This window comes from Blautia acetica (genome assembly GCF_038739805.1).
Taxonomy (GTDB): domain Bacteria; phylum Bacillota; class Clostridia; order Lachnospirales; family Lachnospiraceae; genus Blautia.
The window spans coordinates 130,492-148,925 of record NZ_JBBEWO010000005.1 but is presented as its reverse complement, the minus strand read 5'-3'; the positions used below and the strand labels follow the sequence as shown (position 1 = coordinate 148,925).

Below are 18,434 nucleotides of genomic sequence, written 5' to 3'. Positions count from 1 at the left end.
ACCGCGATGACAGTCGCCCTTTGTAACTATTTTTTGAAAGATGGTTATGGAGGGGCTTTTTGTTTGCAGAAAATTCCAAAGCAGTCTCCAATAACCGCAAAGAGGAGGAACTATGAGCAAAGAACTTGCAAAAACTTATGACCCGAAAGGGCTGGAAGACCGTATTTACCAGAAATGGCTGGACAACAAATACTTCCATGCCCAGGTAAACAGAGACAAAAAACCATTTACCATTGTTATGCCCCCGCCAAACGTTACGGGACAGCTGCACATGGGACATGCCCTGGATGAAACCATGCAGGATATTCTCATCCGTTTTAAGAGAATGCAGGGATACGAAGCCCTCTGGCAGCCGGGAACCGACCATGCAGCTATTGCCACTGAGGTAAAGGTAATCGAGAAGCTGAAAGAGCAGGGCATTGACAAGAACGAAATCGGAAGAGAAGAATTTTTAAAACATGCCTGGGAATGGAAAGAAGAGTACGGCGGAAAAATTATCAACCAGCTGAAGAAACTGGGTGCTTCCGCAGACTGGGACAGAGAGCGTTTTACCATGGACGAGGGCTGTTCCAAAGCGGTGCAGGAAGTTTTCATCAAACTGTACGAAAAAGGCTATATTTACAAAGGCTCCAGAATCATCAACTGGTGTCCGGTATGTCAGACCTCTATTTCTGACGCAGAGGTAGAGCATGAGGACCAGGACGGATTTTTCTGGCACATCAATTATCCGGTAGTGGGCGAAGAAGGAAAATTCGTAGAAATCGCAACCACACGTCCGGAAACCCTTTTAGGAGATACTGCAGTCGCGGTAAATCCGGAAGACGAGCGTTACAAAGACCTGGTAGGCAAAATGCTGAAGCTGCCGCTGACAGAGAGAGAAATTCCGGTTGTGGCAGACGAATATGTAGACAAAGAATTCGGAACCGGCTGTGTGAAGATTACTCCGGCCCATGACCCCAATGACTTTGAGGTAGGAAAGAGACACAACCTTCCGGAAATCAATATCATGAACGATGACGCTACCATCAATGAACTGGGCGGCAAATACGCAGGTATGGACCGCTACGAAGCCAGAAAGGCCATGGTAGAGGACTTAAAGGAGCTGGGACTTCTGGTGAAAGTAGTTCCTCATTCCCATAGCGTAGGAACCCATGACCGCTGTAAGACTACGGTAGAACCTATGATTAAACCGCAGTGGTTTGTCCGCATGAAGGAAATGGGCGAAGCGGCTATTCAGACTTTACAGGACGGTAATCTGAAATTTGTGCCGGAGCGTTTTGACAAGATTTATATGCACTGGCTGGAAAATATCAGAGACTGGTGTATTTCCCGTCAGCTCTGGTGGGGACACAGAATCCCGGCCTACTACTGCGAGGAATGCGGGGAGACTGTTGTGGCAGGAGAAATGCCGGAAAAATGCCCAAAATGCGGCTGCACCCACCTGCATCAGGACGAGGATACCCTGGATACCTGGTTCTCCTCTGCACTGTGGCCCTTCTCTACCCTTGGCTGGCCGGAAAACACAGAGGAACTGGATTACTTCTATCCGACAGACGTACTGGTAACCGGATATGATATTATTTTCTTCTGGGTTATCCGTATGGTATTCTCCGGTCTGGAACAGACAGGAAAGACACCGTTCCATCATGTGCTGATTCATGGTCTGGTAAGAGATTCCCAGGGACGCAAGATGAGCAAATCCCTTGGAAACGGCATTGACCCGCTGGAAGTCATCGACAAATACGGCGCCGACGCCCTGCGTCTGACTCTGATGACAGGAAATGCGCCTGGAAATGACATGCGTTTCTACTGGGAGAGGGTCGAAGCCAGCAGAAACTTTGCCAATAAGGTATGGAATGCCTCCAGATTTATTATGATGAACCTGGAAAAAGCAGAGGTTCCGGCAGACATTGATTTATCTGTACTGACCGGCGCAGACAAGTGGATTCTCTCCAAAGTCAATACACTGGCCAAAGATGTGACAGAGAATCTGGACAAATACGAACTGGGTATTGCCGTACAGAAGGTTTACGACTTCATCTGGGAGGAATTCTGTGACTGGTATATTGAAATGGTGAAACCCCGTCTTTACAGCGAAGAAGACACCACAAAAGCCGCGGCTCTGTGGACTTTGAAGACGGTTCTGGCCAATGCATTAAAACTGCTGCACCCATACATGCCGTTTATCACAGAGGAAATTTTCTGCACTTTGTGTCCGGAAGAAGATTCCATTATGATTTCTTCCTGGCCGGAATTTACAGAAGCATGGAATTTCACAGCAGACGAAGAAGCTGTGGAAATGATGAAAGAGGCGGTAAGAAGTATCCGTAATGTCCGCACAGGCATGAATGTACCGCCAAGCAAGAAAGCAAAAGTTTATGTAGTGTCTGAAAACGAAGGGGTAAGAGAAGTATTTGAAAACGGAAAAGTTTTCTTTGCCTCTCTTGGTTATGCCAGCGAAGTGCTGGTACAGGCAGACAAGACAGGCATTGCAGACGACGCGGTGTCCGCAGTGACCTCAGAAGCTGTGATTTACATGCCTTTTGCCGAACTGGTGGATATTGAGAAGGAAATCGAAAGACTGAAAAAAGAAGAGGAAAAACTGGAAAAAGAGCTTGCGCGCGTAAATGGTATGCTGAAGAATGAACGTTTCATCAGTAAGGCACCGGAAAGCAAGGTAGCCGAAGAACGCGAGAAATTAGAGCGTTATACCAATATGATGGAACAGGTGAAGTTAAGACTTGCACAGCTTCAGCCCTGATTAAGGAGAAGAACGCTATGAAAGAAATCAGAAAGATATTAAGTATTAAGTATCTTAATATGTTTTCCGTTCCGCTGCAGATGCTGGCCGTCTGCATCGGATACTTCTTTATCGAGGCAATTTCCAGACATTCCCTCTGGAAAGCCGTGGATTTTATGAAGGAACGCCCTCTGGTGTTCCTTTATAATGCCTTTTTAATTTTTACAACAACGCTGATTGTGTACCTGTTCAGAAGAAGAGTATTCTGGAGAACCATTCTTTTTATCTTCTGGATGGGGCTGGGGATTATTAACGGTGTACTGTTGAGCAACCGTGTAACTCCGTTTACGGGGCCGGATTTGCATTTGATTACCGATGCGTTTCAGATTGCGGACAGATATCTGTCCCCTTTCTTTTTCGTGGTAGTGGTCATTGTGGCAGTGCTGGCAGTTATCGGGCTCATTATCCTGTTTTTCAAAGGACCCAGATATCAGGGGAAAATGCGTTATAAGCTGAATATTCCTCTGATTGCCGTGGGAATTGCTGCTTTTGCAGGTACTACGAAGCTGGCGCTGGAAAAAAGGGTGTTATCGAATTATTTCGGAAATATCGCCTTTGCTTATGAAGATTATGGATATCCGTACTGTCTGGCTACTACAGTTTTCAATACAGGGATTGGGCTTCCAAGAGATTATTCAGAAGAAGCTGTGGAAAACATTGTGAAAAGCGAGGAAAGTCTGCCGGAAACGGGAGAGAAAAGACCCAATATTCTGTTTTTGCAGTTGGAATCCTTTTTTGACCCGGAACTGGTGGAGTATCTGAATATTTCCGAAGATCCTATTCCTAATTTCCGCAAACTTATGCAGGAATATTCTTCGGGGTATTTTAAGGTTCCTTCCGTAGGAGCCGGTACGGCAAATACGGAGTTTGAATCCATTACCGGCATGAGTATGCGCTATTTCGGACCAGGAGAATATCCCTACAAGAGTATTTTGAAGGAAACCACCTGTGAGAGCGCAGCGTACGTGCTGAAAAGTCTGGGATATGGAACCCATGCCATTCATAATAATGAGGCGAACTTCTACGGAAGAAAAAATGTATTTGCCAATCTTGGCTTTGACAGTTTTACGTCTGAGGAGTATATGTCAGAACAGGACGATACGAATCCCAATGACTGGGTGAGAGACCATAACCTGACCAAGTATATCCTGCAGGCCATGGAGTCTACAGAAGGGCCGGATTACGTGTATACCATTTCTGTGCAGGGACATGGGGATTATCCGGAAGAACCTGTGTTGGAAAATCCCAAGATTACGGTCAGCGGCGCCAGCAGTCAGGCAGAAAATTATAAATGGGAGTATTACTGCAACCAGATTTATGAAATGGACCAGTTTATAAAAGAACTGACCGATGAACTGTCCAAGCTGGACGAAGATGTGGTGCTGGTTATGTACGGCGACCATCTGCCCACCATGGGACTGACCGTTACGGATGTGAAGAATAAATACCTTTTCCAGACCGAGTATGTTATCTGGGATAACATGGGGCTGGAGAAGCAAGATAAAAACCTGGCCGCTTATCAGATGGCCGCAGAGGTCATGGACCGGGTAGGCATTCACGAGGGCAATGTATTCCGCTTCCATCAAGCCAGAAGAAATACTAAGAATTATCAGGTGGATTTGGAAATGCTGCAGTATGACATTCTGTATGGAGAGAAGTATGTCTACGGAGGCAAAAATCCTTTTGAACGGGTGAAAATGCATCTGGGTGTGGAAGATGCACAGCTTGACAGCATAGAGAAAATTTCCGACGGACAGTATTATATCAAGGGTAAAAACCTGACCCAGTCGGCCTTTTTGGAGGTCAACGGCGAACTGGTGGCAGCCAACTTTGTAGATGAGAATACGCTGCTGCTTCTGGATACAGAACTGAAGGAAAACGATACGGTGGATATTGCCATCCGAAGCAACAGTTCCACCCACAGAGTTCTCACGAGAACAGAGAAATATATTTATCATGAGCCCGCAGAGGGCAGTAACCAGGCTGTCCTGGAACCCATCCGCACCGAAGAGCCGGAGACGGAAGTGACAGAAGAGAGCCAGACGGAAAAGGAAGAATAAAGCGAAAAACTTTTTAGCAAACCGACATAATTTGCTTGCATATTGTCACCACTTCATTATAATGGTAAGTGACCGTACCGAAGGGTATGGCGCTCCATTACAGTGAAGTGGTACTTTGCATTAGAGGCAAAAGACAGGAGGAACTATCTTGTTTACATACGAAGAAGCAGTGGCTTATATTGAGAATATACCGAAATTTACAACGAAAAATAAATTAGAGCACACCAGGAAATGTCTGGACCTTCTGGGCAGTCCTGATAAAGATAGAAAAATTATTCATGTAGCGGGAACCAACGGAAAGGGAAGCGTCTGTGCTTTTCTGTCCTCCATGCTGGAACAGGGAGGATTTCGCTGCGGCCTTTTTACCTCCCCTCATCTGGTGAAAATCAATGAACGGTTTCAGATTAATGAAGTCATGATTTCAGACCAGAGATTTACAGAGGCATTTACGGAAGTAAAGAATCTGGCTGACCGTCTGGTAGAGGAGGGGGATTATCACCCCACCTATTTTGAATTTCTGTTTCTGATGGGAATGATTGTGTTTAAACAGGAGGATGTGGATTACATTGTTCTGGAAACCGGACTGGGCGGAAGGCTGGATGCCACCAATTCCGTGCTTTCTCCCATGGCCTGCGTGATTACATCCATCAGTCTGGACCATGTGGAATATCTGGGCGACACCATTGAGAAAATTGCAGGAGAGAAAGCGGGTATTATGAAAAAAGGAGTACCTGTCATTTTTGACGGCAACCGGAAAGAGGCGGCAGAGGTGATAAAAGCCAGAGCGGAAGAACTGGGCTGTCCCTGGTATGAGGTGAAGGAAAGCCGGCAGAAGCTGCTGAATTACACACCGGAGGGAATTCGCTTTTTGTCTGCTTCCGGGGTTTATGGCGAAACAGAGCTTTTCGTTCCATTTATTGCCAGATACCAGATGATGAATGCGGCACTGGCACTGGAAACCATGGGCGTGCTGAGAGAGGAGCATGGTCTGGAAAAAGAAACTCTGATAAAAGGCATTGGCGGCGCAAAATGGCAGGGGCGCATGGAGACCATTCTTCCGGGCGTCATTGTAGACGGCGCACATAACGAAGACGGTATCGCCAGATTTGTGGAAACCGTGTCTTATTTCCAGAAGGAGTATCCGATTACTCTGTTATTTTCTACTGTGGCGGACAAGGAATTTCCCGATATGATAAAGAGAGTCTGCAAAGGCCTGCAGTTTGCCAATGTGGTAACTACGGAAATCTGGGGCAGCAGAAAGCAGTCTGCAAAGGAACTGGCAGAACTGTTCCGCTTAAACGGCTGCAGTCAGGTGTTTGTAGAGCCAAATCCGGGGAAAGCCTTCGAACTGGCTTATGAAAAGAAGGGAGACGGCCTGTTGTTTGTGGCAGGTTCACTGTATCTGGCGGGGGAGATTAAGGATTATGTAAGGAGGAATATACATGATAAATTATGAGGAAGAACTGAAGAAATTCCAGCCCTGTCTTGATGTGGACGACGCAGAAGGGGCCATTTACCAACAGGATTTGACAGACGTCATAGATGTTCTGAAAGAAATGCTGAAAGAGAACGAAAGCACTTCGGATAAATAGGAGAAGATTATGAATTGTATTGTATGTCATGCACAACTGACGGCTTCGGACTATTGCCCAAAGTGCGGGTGCAATGTGAAGGCCTTGAAAAAGGTCTATGCCCTGTCCGGTCTGTATTATAATCAGGGGTTGGAAAAAGCCCAGATTCGGGATTTGTCAGGAGCCATTACCTGTCTGAAGCGAAGTCTGAAAATGAATAAGCTGAATATTCAGGCCAGAAATCTGCTGGGACTGGTTTATTTTGAAACAGGGGAAGTAGTGGCAGCTTTAAGCCAGTGGGTTATCAGCAAAAATATGATGCCTGAGGGAAATCCTGCTTCCGGGTATATTGATAAACTGCAGAAGAACGCCAACCGTCTGGATATGATTAACACCAGTATTAAAAAGTATAATCAGTGTCTGGAATACTGCAGAGATGACAATCCCGATATGGCGAAGATACAGCTGAAAAAAGTGCTTTCCAACAACCCCAAGCTGATTAAGGGGTACCACCTTTTGGCGTTGATTTACATGAAGGAAGGGGAGTACGAAAAGGCAAGAAAGCGATTAAAAGCTGCAGCCCGCATTGATAAAACCAATACCACCACCCTGCGGTTTTTAAGAGAAATCGAGGAACAGACCGGCCGTGCAACCAATCTGGATTCCAGATTTAAGATGAAGGAAAAGGAAGTGGAAAAGCAGGATGGAAGTGTGGTTTACCGTTCGGGAAATGATACCATTATCCAGCCTCCGGAGTACCGGGAAAAGTCGATTACCAATACTCTGGTAAATCTGGTTCTGGGACTCCTGGTAGGAGCCGCAGCCCTGTGGTTTCTGGTGGTGCCGGCCAAAACCCAGAAAATCAATCAGGAAGCCAACAAAAAGGTGGTGGAATATAGCGATAAAATGGCAACTTTGTCTGCGGAGTTAGACCGCATGCAGGAAGAGATGGACGCTTCTACAGATTCTGTCAGCACAGCGCAAAGCCAGATTGAGCAGGCAAATACAAAGGCTTCCGGCTACGAAAACCTTATAAAAGCATGGCAGGCTTACCGGGAGGGCAGCTACAGCACAGCAGCCAACGCCATAGAGGGTGTCAATGCAGAGTCGCTTTCCGTAGAGGCGAAAAGTATGTATGACAGTATGATGAGCGAAATCGGCAGTACCGTGAAGTCTAATTATGAAAATGAAGCGGCTTCTGCTATGGAATCCGGGGATTATGATACAGCAATTTCCAATCTGGAAAAGGCTTTGAACATCGGAGAACAGGATAGCGATACCATGTTTAACCTGGCTCAGGCTTATGACAAGAAAGGCGATACGGAAAATGCCAACAAATGGTATCAGAAAATCATAGACGAGTATCCGGGAACCGATACCGCCCAGGACGCTGCAGACTATATGCAGGCCAACGGCGGTCAGACGGCAGGAAACTCCGGGGATGATGACGCCAAGTCCGGGCAGAGCACAGGAGAACCTGTAACTCAGGACGGCGAAGAATAGAAAACAACAGAGAAACCTTGAAGAAAAGGGCGCATACGAAAGAGTATGCGTCCTTTTCTTCTTAACTACAAAGACAGACCTATTGGCACAGCAGGGAAAGTGATTGCAGAAAGGGGAAGAAAGAATGGAAGAAAACATGGTAAAACGGGGAAATCGGCTGATTGTCTATGTGCCCAGAGAACTGGATCATCATTTTGCAGAGCAGATAACAGAGACATTGGATCAGGAGCTGGAAAAGGGGATTGTCCGCCAGCTGGTCTTTGATTTCTCTGCCACAACCTTTATGGACAGTTCGGGAATCGGTATGATTATGGGAAGAAAGCGGCTTTTAAGCTGCTGCGGAGGCACAGTAAGCGCCATTCATGTCAACGATAGAATCTGGCGCATTATGCAGCTTTCCGGGATTTATAAACACATTGAAATCAGCCAGGAAGCGGTATGGAACCGCAAGATGCGATAGGAGGGGAGAAGAATGGAACATAAAAACAAAATGGTGCTGGAAGTGGAGAGCCGTTCCTGCAATGAAGGGCTGGCCAGAATAGCTGTGGCGGCCTTTGCCACTCAACTGAATCCTACTTTGGAGGAGGTGGCGGATATTAAAACCGCAGTGTCTGAGGCCATTACCAATTGTATTGTCCATGCATACGAGAAAGAAACAGAGCTTATCCGCATTGAGTGCTTCTGTCAGAATAAAGAACTGACAGTCATTATCCGGGATACGGGAAAAGGCATCGAGGATGTGAAAAGGGCCATGGAACCTCTTTTTACCACGAAGCCGGAACAGGACCGCTCCGGTATGGGGTTTGCCTTTATGGAGGCCTTTATGGACCGAGTATCGGTGGAATCCTGTCCGGGCAGGGGCACATCCGTAACCATGAAAAAAATCATCGGAAGGCAGAATTCGGTTTTTGAGTAGGAGGTTATATGGATGAGATTCTTGCCCTTATCGGGCGCGCGCACCAGGGAGATAAGAGAGCAAGAGAGATACTGACAGAAAACAATATGGGACTGGTTCACAGCATTGCCAGAAGGTTCCAGAACCGGGGCGTGGAGATGGAGGATTTGATACAGATTGGATGTATCGGTCTTTTAAAGGCCATTGACAAATTTGATACTTCCTATGATGTGCGGTTTTCCACATATGCCGTGCCTATGATAACCGGAGAAATCAAGCGGTTTTTAAGAGATGACGGCATGGTAAAAGTCAGCCGGTCTTTAAAGGAAACTGCGGCTAAAGCCTACACGGTCCGGGAAGAACTTTTCCTCAAGGAGGGGAAAGAGCCCCGGATGGAAGAAATTGCCCGGGAACTTGGAATCACCAGAGAGGAGCTGGTACTGGCCATGGACTCTCAGGGACAGGTGGAATCTCTGCAGAAAACCATTTACCAAAGCGAAGGAAATGAAATTTCGCTGGAGGACAAGCTGCCTTTGGAGGAAAACCAGCAGGAAATGGTGGTGAACCGTATGTTTTTAGAACAGGCCCTTGGAACTTTGGACCGCAAAGAGCGAGAATTGATTTACCTGCGCTTCTTTCAGGACAGAACCCAGAGCAGCATTGCGCAGCAGATGGGAATGTCTCAGGTACAGGTTTCCCGCATGGAGAAAAAAATTTTAAACAGACTGCGGGCAAATCTCTAGGCACAAAAAGGCATATTTTACGGAAAATCAGCCATACTAATCTCCAAAGCAAAAGCAAGGAGGCTGTCAGATGAGTGAAATTTTATATATACAGACAGAGAAAAATGTAGAAGTCTATCAGCCGGAGGTGTATCTGCAGGATGTGGCCAAGCTGGCCTGCGGGGATTCTAAAGTGTTAAACCGCAACAAAATCCGCAAAGTGTTTTCCATTCCCGATGAAAAGCCGGGGCGGTATGTGATTTCCGCGGCAGACCTGGTCTGCGCAGTGGCAAAAGCGGAACCAAACGTAGACGTGACTCATATTGGAGAAGCGGATTTTATTGTAACTTATGAAGGGGAAAATCAACCCAGAAAGTGGATAAGCTGGCTGAAAACAGTTCTGGTATGTGTATTGACCTTCTTTGGAGGCGCTTTTTCCATTATGACCTTTAATACAGATGTAAATATGTCTGGTTTGTTTTTTCAGCTTTACCGTCAGTTTACCGGGGAAATTTCCACGGGTCATACCATTTTGGAATTCTGCTATTCCGTGGGTATCGGTATTGGGGTAGTGTTCTTTTTCAACCACTTCGGACACAGAAAGCTGACCCAGGACCCAACCCCCATGGAGGTGCAGATGCGGGTATACGAAGATGATGTAAACCGTACCCTCATAGCGGTAAAAAACAGAGGAGGAAAACTGTGATGTGGCCCGGTGAAGCTGTGGCGGCAGCAGCGGCTTTCTGCGGCGGCGCTGTGGTAGCTACCGCGCTCGCCGCTTTTATTATTGAGCTGGGTATCATCCCCCGTTTTGCAGGAATCACCCATACAGCCAATCACATCCTTTTGTACGAAACCTGCCTTATGCTGGGCAGTTTTTTGGGAAATCTGGTATCCGTCTATGAGTTTTCGCTGCCTTTTGGTAAGATTTTTCTGGGAATTATGGCGCTGTGCTTTGGCATTTTTTTGGGAAGCTGGATTATTGCGCTGGGCGAAGTGGTCAATGTCTTTGCCATTATGTCCCGCCGCCTGGGTCTGAAAAAAGGAACGGCTCTCATTATCCTGTCCATAGCCCTGGGAAAGATTTTGGGAAGTCTTCTGCAGTTTTTTCTCTGGAAATAACCAGGGAAAACAAACTGGAATAAAAATCGAAAACCCGCACACACTAACTCAGAGTGGGAAAGCGTTCGTTTTCTAAGGACACAGTTCCTCTCTCAAAATACAAAAAGGAGGTATCCTCTCATGCCAACACCACAAAGTGAAGAGCAAAAGAGAAAAGCCAAGGAATACGAAGCATACGTAAAGAAAAAAACACCTACCCACAGCCTGCTTCTGAATATGGCAGGAGCCTTTATCATGGGTGGACTGATTTGTGTGGCAGGACAGGTGATTTTAAATATCTGCAAAAACATGGGGATGAACCAGGAAATAAGCGGTGCATGGACTTCGCTGCTTTTGGTACTGGCCAGTGTCCTGCTTACCGGATTCGGCATATATCCCAAGCTGGCAAAATGGGGTGGAGCCGGAACTTTAGTGCCCATTACCGGATTTGCAAATTCCGTAGCAGCTCCGGCTATTGAATACCAGAAGGAAGGACAGGTTTTTGGCATCGGCTGTAAAATTTTTACCATAGCCGGCCCGGTGATTCTCTATGGGATTTTAACCTCATTCTTTCTGGGACTGATTTATTACTTTCTGCATATGTGGGGGATTGTGTAATGGAACAGATGATAGGGAAACAAAGCATACAGTTTGAACGGGCCGTGCATATTTTAAGCGCAGCCTCTATTGTAGGAAAAAAAGAGGGGGACGGTCCTCTGGGGAAGTGTTTTGACCGGATAGGAGAAGCGGACGGACTTTTTGGCCGCAAATCCTGGGAGGAGGCAGAAAGCTTTCTTCAAAAAGAAGCGGTTTCCATGGCGATTGAAAAGGCGGGGATTGAGAAGTGGCAGCTGCGGATGATTTTTGCTGGAGATTTACTGGCGCAGACCATTGCCTCCTCTTTCGGTATTATGGGATTTCATACTCCGGTATACGGTCTGTATGGAGCATGCTCAACTATGGGAGAGGGACTTTCTCTGGCGTCCATGGCTGTGGCAGGAGGATATGGAGAATATGTGGCAGCAGTCACGTCCAGTCATTTTGCCAGTGCAGAGAAGGAATTCCGTTTTCCCCTGGGATACGGAAGCCAAAGACCTCTTTCTGCTACTTGGACGGTGACGGGAAGTGGGGCCTGCATTTTGGGAACAAAGGGCGGAAAGGCAAGGATTACGGGAATCACCACAGGAAAAATTGTGGACTTTGGTCTGAAGGATTCCATGAATATGGGAGCCTGTATGGCGCCTGCAGCCTGTGATTCCATTTATCAGAATCTCATGGATTTTAACCGGCTTCCAGAAGATTACGACCGGATTATCACCGGGGATTTGGGACAGGTGGGGCAGAGAATTCTGTTTGACTTGCTGAAAGAAAAAGGATTTGATATTGAGAAACAGCATATGGACTGCGGCATAGAAATTTTCGACGCGGATACCCAGGATACCCATGCCGGGGGCAGCGGCTGCGGCTGTGCAGCCGTTACTCTGGCCGGCTATATTCTGCCCAAGGTGGAAAAGGGGGAATGGAAGCGGGTGCTTTTTGTTCCTACGGGAGCGTTGCTCTCCAAGGTCAGCTACAACGAGGGAAAAAGCGTGCCGGGCATTGCCCAGGCTGTTGTGATAGAACATTGTTGAGGAGAAGAGAAGATGGATTATGTAAATGCATTCTGGGTAGGCGGGCTGATTTGCGCTCTGGTACAGATTCTTCTGGAAAAGACAAAGCTGCTGCCGGGAAGAATTATGGTGCTTCTGGTATGTGCCGGAGCAGTGCTTGGGAGTGTGGGATTGTACGACAAGCTGATTTCTTTTGCAGGAGCCGGAGCCAGTGTTCCTTTGCTGGGTTTTGGCAATACTTTATTTAAAGGGGTGAAGAAGGCTGTGCTGGAACACGGTTTTCTGGGACTTTTCATGGGAGGATTTACCGCCAGTGCAGTGGGAATTTCTGCAGCTTTGATTTTCGGATACGTCGCAAGCATTCTCTTCCGTCCGAAGATGAAGAATTAAGGTAAAGACGGGAAGCGTAAAAAGTAAAATTGTATGAAAAGAAAATGAAAATACGGAGAAAAAAGTAAGTTAGCTAACTAGTTTTCTGAAATGGATAAAAAGATATGGTGGAAATGTATATTAAAACAAAAAAAAGAGGAAAAAACTAAACAAAGTTGACAGAAGCACTTTCGTGTGCTACAATAACAGCAATTTAGGAGTATCTGCGACGCAGCAGGTGCGAATGGATTAATCTAAGAGCGTTGGAGTGTCTTGGTTTTTCGTATTGATTGGATGCGAAGGGAAAACCAGGCACTTTTTTCGTTTCAGAAAGGAGGATTACATTGGGAGAGTTTGTTTTAAAGACCCGGATTTTCATGGGGAAAGACGGGCTGGACGAAATTCTGCAGGGTGTCAGCCGGGCGTTTATTGTAACGGACAGGTTTATGCATGAAAGCGGGAAAGTCAGTTATCTGACAGAACCGCTGGAAGCAAGGAAGATTGCATATCAGATATTTTCTGAAGTAAAGCCTGACCCGGACATTGCTACGGTTACCAAAGGCATTGGAAAAATGCTGGAATTTCAGCCACAGGTTTTATTTGCACTGGGAGGCGGTTCGCCCATTGACGCGGCGAAAGCCATGAACTGGCTGTCCGTACAGGGCGGTCTGGACAAGAAGAGAATCTTCGTTGCCATTCCTACCACAAGCGGCACCGGTTCTGAGGTCAGCCGGTTCTCGGTTATCAGCGACCCGGAGCAGTCAGCGAAATATCCGCTGGTATCCGATGAACTGCTTCCTGACGCAGCGATTCTGGACGCTGAACTGGTACGTTCTGTTCCGCCGGCCGTTACGGCAGACACAGGAATTGACGTACTGACACACGCCGTGGAAGCCTTTGTATCCACAGGGGCCAATGATTTTACCGACGCTGCGGCTGAGAAAGCGATGAAGCTGGTCAGAAGCAATTTGATGAAGGTCTACAAAAATCCTGACGATTTGCAGGCAAGACAGGAGATGCACCACGCATCCTGCCTGGCGGGACTTGCATTCAGCAACGCGGGACTGGGACTGAATCATGGAATGGCCCATACCCTGGGCGCGCATTTCCATATTCCCCATGGACGGGCAAACGGTATTTTACTTCCCTATGTGATGGCATTTAACGCAGGCTGCCACGAGCAGCTGACGCCAGTGGCGGCGCGTTATGCCAGAATTGCCAGAGTGCTGAGGCTGGACGGACCGAGTATCCGCCAGAGTGCTTTCAGCGTTGTTCGTACCACAAAGCAGTATATGAAACAACTGCATATTCCTGACAGTATTGAAGCAGCGGGGGTTTCCAGGGAGGACTTTGACGCAGTGCTGGATGAGATGGTGGAAGCCGCTTATCAGGACGCCTGCACAAAGACGAATCCAAGAGCATGCTCAAAGGAAGATATTCGGGGCGTATTTTTAAGAGCCTATACGGGACGGCTGATTTAAGGGGAGGCAGACAGTCATGTATGAAGAAAAAAAAGAGAGAATTATACAGGAATTTGTTCCGGGCAAGCAGGTGACGCTGGCCCATGTGATTCCCCACCCTGTAGAAGCGCTGTATGGGAAAATGGGACTGATTGATGCAGAAGGCGCCATTGGGATTTTTACCATTACCCCCAGTGAAGCCGCCATCATCGCAGCAGATGTGGCAAGCAAGGCCGCAGACGTAAAAATCGGTTTTGTAGACCGTTTTAACGGATCCCTGATTATTACCGGAGACGTAGCAGGAGTGGAAGCCGCACTGCACGATGTCATGAGTGTGCTCTGTGATGCCATGGGATTTGCGCCTGCACCGATTACAAGGTCCTGACAGCAGGAAAAGGCAGGAGAGAAAGATGGATAGGAAACAAAAAAGGGTGATTCTCATCGGACGGTCCATGGCCGGGAAGACAACCCTGTGCCAGTACATAAACAATGAGGATTTGAAATACCATAAAACCCAGACCATTCAGGTGGTCAATGGAACTATGATTGATACACCCGGCGAATATCTGGAACGAACTTATTTAAGAGGCGCTCTTACCGTTACGGCCACAGATGCGGATTTGATTATTCTGGTTCAGCAGGCGGATGAGGAAGGCACCATGTTTCCTCCCGGATATTCCAGCACCTTTGCGAAACCCTGTATCGGAGTTGTGACAAAAAGTGACCTGGCAGGGGAAAAGCAGATAGAAGATGCAAAGAAATATTTGAGAAATGCAGGAGCAGGAAAGATTTTTGTTACCAGCAGCTATGCAGGAACCGGATTTGAAGAATTACTGGAGTTTTTATCCCCGGACAGCGGGGAATAAAGGGTACAAGGAAGGACAGGAGACATGCGAGTAATCATTGCAGACGATGAGCCGATTATCAGAATGGATTTAAAGGAAATTCTGGAAAAGGAAGGATATACAGTGGCAGGCGAGGCAGCAGACGGCTTTGATGTGGTGGAAATGTGCAGAAAGGAACAGCCGGATTTGGTTATCATGGACGTGAAGATGCCTCTTTTAGACGGGCTGACCGCCTCTAAGATTATTGCAGAGGAGAAACTGGCAGAAGCCGTAGTGCTTCTCACGGCCTACTGTGACCGGGAATTTGTCCAGGAAGCAAAGGAGGCCAATGTCAGCGCTTATTTTGTAAAGCCGGTAGATGAGAGAACTTTTTTGCCGGGGCTTGAGATTGCGGTAGAGAGGAACAGAACCATGAAGCGGCTGGAAAAGGAGTGTCAGAGCGTAACCAGGCGGCTGGAAAGCCGAACCCTGGTGGAGCAGGCAAAAGGAGTCATTATGAGTAAAAATGGACTTTCTGAACAGCAGGCTTATGACTACATACGCAACATCAGCCGGGAAAAGAATATTTCCATGAAAAAAGTTGCAGAGATTATTTTGATACGCAGAGGAAAATAGGATGCAGAAGTTGATACAGCAGCTTTGCAGGGAATACACAGACCTTTCAGAGGAGGAGATTCAGGTAATTGAAATGATGGCCCAAACCCTTCAGCCTCTGGCTAATCTGGAGGCAGCAGATATTTTTGTGGACTGCCCCTGCAAGGATAAGGACGCCATTGTGGTGGCAGAAGCAAAGCCGGAGGAAGTTCCCTCTGCTTACCGCAGCAGCGTGGTGGGCATGCTTGCAAAAGAGGAAAACGAACCGGCTGTGGCCCGGACTTTTCGTCTGGGAGTTGCCACAAAGTACATGAAAGCAAGGACACAGGAAAATAACTACACCATTCAGTCCGTGGAACCCATCAAGTACAATTCCCGGGTTATCGGGGTACTCATCAGAGAAAAACGCATTGCAGAGGATGAGGAGAACCAGGAGGAAGGAAAGAGTTATGAAGCCATTGAGACACCGCTGAACCATATGATTAACGAGAATGAATGGCTCACAGAGAGCATAGATGAAGCGCTTCTGCTGGTGGACTACAAGGGACGGGTGTCTTTTCGCAACCTGTACGCAAGGGAACTTTTTCAGAATCTGGGTTATGTCAGCGACATCCTGGGGCAGAAGTACAAAAATATCTGCCTGACAGAGTGGAGCGGCACCAAAGACAGCATGGAACGACTGAAGGAGGTTCACTGCGGAAACTATTATCTGCGGGTAAGGCAGATTCCCCTGATGAAAAAGGAGATTCCGTTTGCGGTGATTATCCGGGATATTACCTGGAATCGTGAGCAGGAGAAGAATCTGGTGCTGAAATCCGTTGCAGTGAAGGAACTGCACCACCGGGTAAAGAACAATCTTCAGACCATAGCTTCCCTTTTAAGGCTTCAGGCCAGAAGAGAAGAGCATGAGGAAACCCGGCGGGTGTTAAACGAAAGTATCAGTCGGATTTTATCCATTTCAGCCACACATCAGCTTCTTTCCCAGAGTGGAGAAGCCTGTGTCAGTCTTATGGAAGTCCTGGAAAATGTCAGGCGCAATGCGGTACAGCCTTTTTTGAAGTCAGATTTAAAACTGAATCTGGAAATTACGGGAGAAGACATGACAGTGGATTCTGAGATAGCGACTTCCGTGGCGCTGTCTGTCAACGAACTGCTTCAGAATTGCATGAAATATGCTTTTCGCGACAGGAAACAAGGGAATGTATCTGTTCGTATAGAAAAGGGAAAAGTGTACTCCAGACTTACCGTAACAGATGACGGCGTCGGTTTCGAGCCCGAAAACGTGCGGACAGGCAGTCTGGGACTGAACATTGTCCGTACCATGGTGCAGGACAAGCTGCACGGAAGCCTGAAAATCCGCTCTGACGAAAAGGGAACCGAGGTAAGCTTTGATTTTATCAACGAGACAGCAGACTTTATCAGTATTTCCAAGTGAATGCAAAAGGGAGGGATAGTCTTTGCAGGAAACAATACTAAGTGTGGGAATTGACATTGGGACTTCTACCACCCAGTTGATATTCAGCAGGCTGACCATAGAAAACCTGGCAAGCAATTATACAGTACCCAGAATCAGCATTGTAAACAAAGAGGTCTTTTACCGAAGCGGTATTTATTTTACTCCGCTGAAATCCCAGACGGAGATTGATGCGGCAAAGGTAAAGGAGATTATCCGGAAAGAGTATGAAAAGGCAGGCAGAAAGCCGGAGGATTTGCAGACCGGTGCTGTGATTATCACAGGAGAAACGGCCAGAAAGCAGAATGCCAACCGTGTACTGGAAACCCTCAGCGATATGGCGGGAGATTTTGTAGTGGCAACAGCAGGCCCGGATTTGGAATCCGTACTTTCTGCCAAAGGCGCGGGGAGCGACCGGCTTTCTGAAGAGAAGCGGGAGGTTGTAGCCAACATTGACATTGGCGGCGGTACCAGCAACATTGCGTTTTTTTATAAAGGCATACCAAAGGGCACGGCTTGTCTGGATATTGGCGGACGGCTTATCAAGGTGGAAAACGGAAAGATTTCTTATATTTTCCCCAGTATTCAGAAGCTGGCAGAAAGCCATGGTATTCAGATTCAGGTGGGCGACCGTGCCTGTGAAAAAACGCTGTACCGGGTTTGCGAATACATGGCCCAGCAGCTTGCCATGGCTCTGTACATAGAAGAACCCGACGGATTTCATGCAGGGCTATACACCAATAACGGAAAGCCTCTGCCCCGCCAGCCGGTGATTCAGGCCGTAACCTTTTCCGGCGGTGTGGCAGATTGTATGCTTCATGAAGAAGAGGAGGTGTTCCGTTATGGAGACGTGGGAATCCTCCTGGCAAGGGCAGTGAAAAACTGCAGTGCCTTTGAGAAAATCAAAATTTATCCTGCTGCGGAAACCATACGGGCCACGGTAGTAGGGGCGGGAACCCATACCACGGACGTCAGCGGCAGTACCATCCGTTATGCCAGAGAAAAACTGCCGATAAAAAACATTCCGGTGCTGAAGATTTCCGAGGAGGACGAAGAAAATCCGGTGCTCTTTGCAGAAGCAGTGAAGAAGGGATTGGCTTTGTATGAATCAGAAGGAGAACCGGAACAGCTGGCCATTGCTTTTTCGGGAAAGTATCATACCAGTTTCCGGCAGATTCAGGAACTGGCAGCCCTGGTGATGGAAGGGGCCGAGCGGGTGATAAAAGGACCGTATCCTCTGATTCTGGTCATTGAAAACGACATTGCCAAGGTTCTGGGGAACGCACTCAACGTCCTGATGGAGAGAAAAAAAGATGTGATTTGTATTGACGGAATCCATGCACAAAGCGGTGACTATATTGACATCGGCGAGCCTGTCGCAGACGGACATGTGGTGCCGGTGGTGACAAAGACGCTGATTTTTAATTCCTGAAGCTGGAAAGGGCAGAAGC

General features: G+C 47.4%; 19 protein-coding genes and 1 other annotated feature (1 of these 20 running past the window's edge). All 19 genes read left to right on the top strand.

Annotated elements, in window-relative coordinates:
* Positions 1-24 (top strand) — a binding site (T-box leader); it begins 215 nt to the left of the window's first position.
* An 88-nt stretch (positions 25-112) separates the two neighbouring features.
* On the top strand, positions 113-2,761 hold the full coding sequence (locus WBS51_RS05460; RefSeq protein WP_294460639.1) for a valine--tRNA ligase: 2,649 nt from the start codon (positions 113-115) through the stop codon (positions 2,759-2,761).
* A 17-nt stretch (positions 2,762-2,778) separates the two neighbouring features.
* Entirely contained in the window at positions 2,779-4,860 is a 2,082-nt protein-coding gene (locus tag WBS51_RS05455; RefSeq protein WP_294542425.1) for an LTA synthase family protein, read from the top strand.
* Positions 4,861-5,008: 148 nt separating this feature from the next.
* Positions 5,009-6,316, top strand: coding sequence for a bifunctional folylpolyglutamate synthase/dihydrofolate synthase (locus tag WBS51_RS05450; RefSeq protein ID WP_291682551.1), 1,308 nt, complete (start codon positions 5,009-5,011; stop codon positions 6,314-6,316).
* Complete coding sequence (locus WBS51_RS05445; protein WP_173748188.1) at positions 6,303-6,452, top strand: hypothetical protein; 150 nt, start codon at positions 6,303-6,305, stop codon at positions 6,450-6,452. The genes WBS51_RS05450 and WBS51_RS05445 overlap by 14 nt, the downstream gene beginning before the upstream one ends.
* A gap of 9 nt (positions 6,453-6,461) precedes the next feature.
* Complete coding sequence (locus WBS51_RS05440) at positions 6,462-7,934, top strand: tetratricopeptide repeat protein (protein ID WP_294460632.1); 1,473 nt, start codon at positions 6,462-6,464, stop codon at positions 7,932-7,934.
* A gap of 124 nt (positions 7,935-8,058) precedes the next feature.
* A complete protein-coding gene (locus tag WBS51_RS05435) occupies positions 8,059-8,394 on the top strand; it encodes an STAS domain-containing protein (RefSeq protein ID WP_173748204.1) in 336 nt (111 codons plus the stop codon).
* A 12-nt stretch (positions 8,395-8,406) separates the two neighbouring features.
* Entirely contained in the window at positions 8,407-8,850 is a 444-nt protein-coding gene (spoIIAB, locus tag WBS51_RS05430) for an anti-sigma F factor (RefSeq protein WP_173748206.1), read from the top strand.
* Positions 8,851-8,858: 8 nt separating this feature from the next.
* Positions 8,859-9,572 carry a SigF/SigG family RNA polymerase sporulation sigma factor gene (locus WBS51_RS05425; RefSeq protein WP_173748208.1) on the top strand — a complete coding sequence of 238 codons (714 nt, stop codon included), beginning with the start codon at positions 8,859-8,861 and terminating at the stop codon, positions 9,570-9,572.
* A gap of 70 nt (positions 9,573-9,642) precedes the next feature.
* Positions 9,643-10,257: a stage V sporulation protein AA gene (locus WBS51_RS05420; RefSeq protein ID WP_173748210.1), complete on the top strand. Its 615-nt coding sequence runs from the start codon at positions 9,643-9,645 to the stop codon at positions 10,255-10,257.
* Positions 10,257-10,673: a stage V sporulation protein AB gene (locus WBS51_RS05415; RefSeq protein WP_173748212.1), complete on the top strand. Its 417-nt coding sequence runs from the start codon at positions 10,257-10,259 to the stop codon at positions 10,671-10,673. Before WBS51_RS05420 ends, WBS51_RS05415 begins: the two co-directional genes overlap by 1 nt.
* A 120-nt stretch (positions 10,674-10,793) precedes the next feature.
* Positions 10,794-11,270, top strand: coding sequence for a SpoVA/SpoVAEb family sporulation membrane protein (locus tag WBS51_RS05410; protein WP_173748214.1), 477 nt, complete (start codon positions 10,794-10,796; stop codon positions 11,268-11,270).
* On the top strand, positions 11,270-12,283 hold the full coding sequence (locus WBS51_RS05405) for a stage V sporulation protein AD (RefSeq protein ID WP_294460625.1): 1,014 nt from the start codon (positions 11,270-11,272) through the stop codon (positions 12,281-12,283). The genes WBS51_RS05410 and WBS51_RS05405 overlap by 1 nt, the downstream gene beginning before the upstream one ends.
* A 12-nt stretch (positions 12,284-12,295) precedes the next feature.
* Positions 12,296-12,652, top strand: coding sequence for a SpoVA/SpoVAEb family sporulation membrane protein (locus WBS51_RS05400; RefSeq protein WP_173748218.1), 357 nt, complete (start codon positions 12,296-12,298; stop codon positions 12,650-12,652).
* Between the two features lie 323 nt (positions 12,653-12,975).
* Entirely contained in the window at positions 12,976-14,112 is a 1,137-nt protein-coding gene (locus WBS51_RS05395; RefSeq protein ID WP_226853499.1) for a 1-propanol dehydrogenase PduQ, read from the top strand.
* A gap of 16 nt (positions 14,113-14,128) precedes the next feature.
* Positions 14,129-14,476, top strand: coding sequence for an ethanolamine utilization microcompartment protein EutS (gene eutS, locus WBS51_RS05390; protein WP_173748220.1), 348 nt, complete (start codon positions 14,129-14,131; stop codon positions 14,474-14,476).
* Positions 14,477-14,501: 25 nt separating this feature from the next.
* A complete protein-coding gene (locus tag WBS51_RS05385) occupies positions 14,502-14,957 on the top strand; it encodes a EutP/PduV family microcompartment system protein (protein ID WP_173748222.1) in 456 nt (151 codons plus the stop codon).
* Between the two features lie 24 nt (positions 14,958-14,981).
* The gene (locus tag WBS51_RS05380) at positions 14,982-15,551 is read left to right on the top strand and encodes an ANTAR domain-containing response regulator (RefSeq protein ID WP_173748224.1); all 570 of its coding nucleotides are present in this window, start codon (positions 14,982-14,984) and stop codon (positions 15,549-15,551) included.
* 1 nt (position 15,552) lies between these two features.
* Positions 15,553-16,965 (top strand): sensor histidine kinase, encoded by a 1,413-nt coding sequence (locus WBS51_RS05375; RefSeq protein ID WP_173748226.1) that lies wholly within the window; start codon positions 15,553-15,555, stop codon positions 16,963-16,965.
* 22 nt (positions 16,966-16,987) lie between these two features.
* Positions 16,988-18,415, top strand: coding sequence for an ethanolamine ammonia-lyase reactivating factor EutA (eutA, locus tag WBS51_RS05370; protein WP_173748228.1), 1,428 nt, complete (start codon positions 16,988-16,990; stop codon positions 18,413-18,415).
* Positions 18,416-18,434 lie beyond the last annotated feature (19 nt).

Bases quoted from the DNA above. Each gene is read 5' to 3' on its own strand.
- WBS51_RS05445 (WP_173748188.1), top strand. From the start codon at position 6,303: ATGATAAATTATGAGGAAGAACTGAAGAAATTCCAGCCCTGTCTTGAT.
- WBS51_RS05400 (WP_173748218.1), top strand. From the start codon at position 12,296: ATGGATTATGTAAATGCATTCTGGGTAGGCGGGCTGATTTGCGCTCTG.
- eutS (WP_173748220.1), top strand. From the start codon at position 14,129: ATGTATGAAGAAAAAAAAGAGAGAATTATACAGGAATTTGTTCCGGGC.
- WBS51_RS05440 (WP_294460632.1), top strand. From the start codon at position 6,462: ATGAATTGTATTGTATGTCATGCACAACTGACGGCTTCGGACTATTGC.
- WBS51_RS05380 (WP_173748224.1), top strand. From the start codon at position 14,982: ATGCGAGTAATCATTGCAGACGATGAGCCGATTATCAGAATGGATTTA.
- WBS51_RS05425 (WP_173748208.1), top strand. From the start codon at position 8,859: ATGGATGAGATTCTTGCCCTTATCGGGCGCGCGCACCAGGGAGATAAG.
- WBS51_RS05460 (WP_294460639.1), top strand. From the start codon at position 113: ATGAGCAAAGAACTTGCAAAAACTTATGACCCGAAAGGGCTGGAAGAC.
- WBS51_RS05420 (WP_173748210.1), top strand. From the start codon at position 9,643: ATGAGTGAAATTTTATATATACAGACAGAGAAAAATGTAGAAGTCTAT.
- WBS51_RS05435 (WP_173748204.1), top strand. From the start codon at position 8,059: ATGGAAGAAAACATGGTAAAACGGGGAAATCGGCTGATTGTCTATGTG.
- WBS51_RS05375 (WP_173748226.1), top strand. From the start codon at position 15,553: ATGCAGAAGTTGATACAGCAGCTTTGCAGGGAATACACAGACCTTTCA.
- spoIIAB (WP_173748206.1), top strand. From the start codon at position 8,407: ATGGAACATAAAAACAAAATGGTGCTGGAAGTGGAGAGCCGTTCCTGC.
- WBS51_RS05405 (WP_294460625.1), top strand. From the start codon at position 11,270: ATGGAACAGATGATAGGGAAACAAAGCATACAGTTTGAACGGGCCGTG.
- WBS51_RS05385 (WP_173748222.1), top strand. From the start codon at position 14,502: ATGGATAGGAAACAAAAAAGGGTGATTCTCATCGGACGGTCCATGGCC.
- WBS51_RS05455 (WP_294542425.1), top strand. From the start codon at position 2,779: ATGAAAGAAATCAGAAAGATATTAAGTATTAAGTATCTTAATATGTTT.
- WBS51_RS05415 (WP_173748212.1), top strand. From the start codon at position 10,257: ATGTGGCCCGGTGAAGCTGTGGCGGCAGCAGCGGCTTTCTGCGGCGGC.
- WBS51_RS05410 (WP_173748214.1), top strand. From the start codon at position 10,794: ATGCCAACACCACAAAGTGAAGAGCAAAAGAGAAAAGCCAAGGAATAC.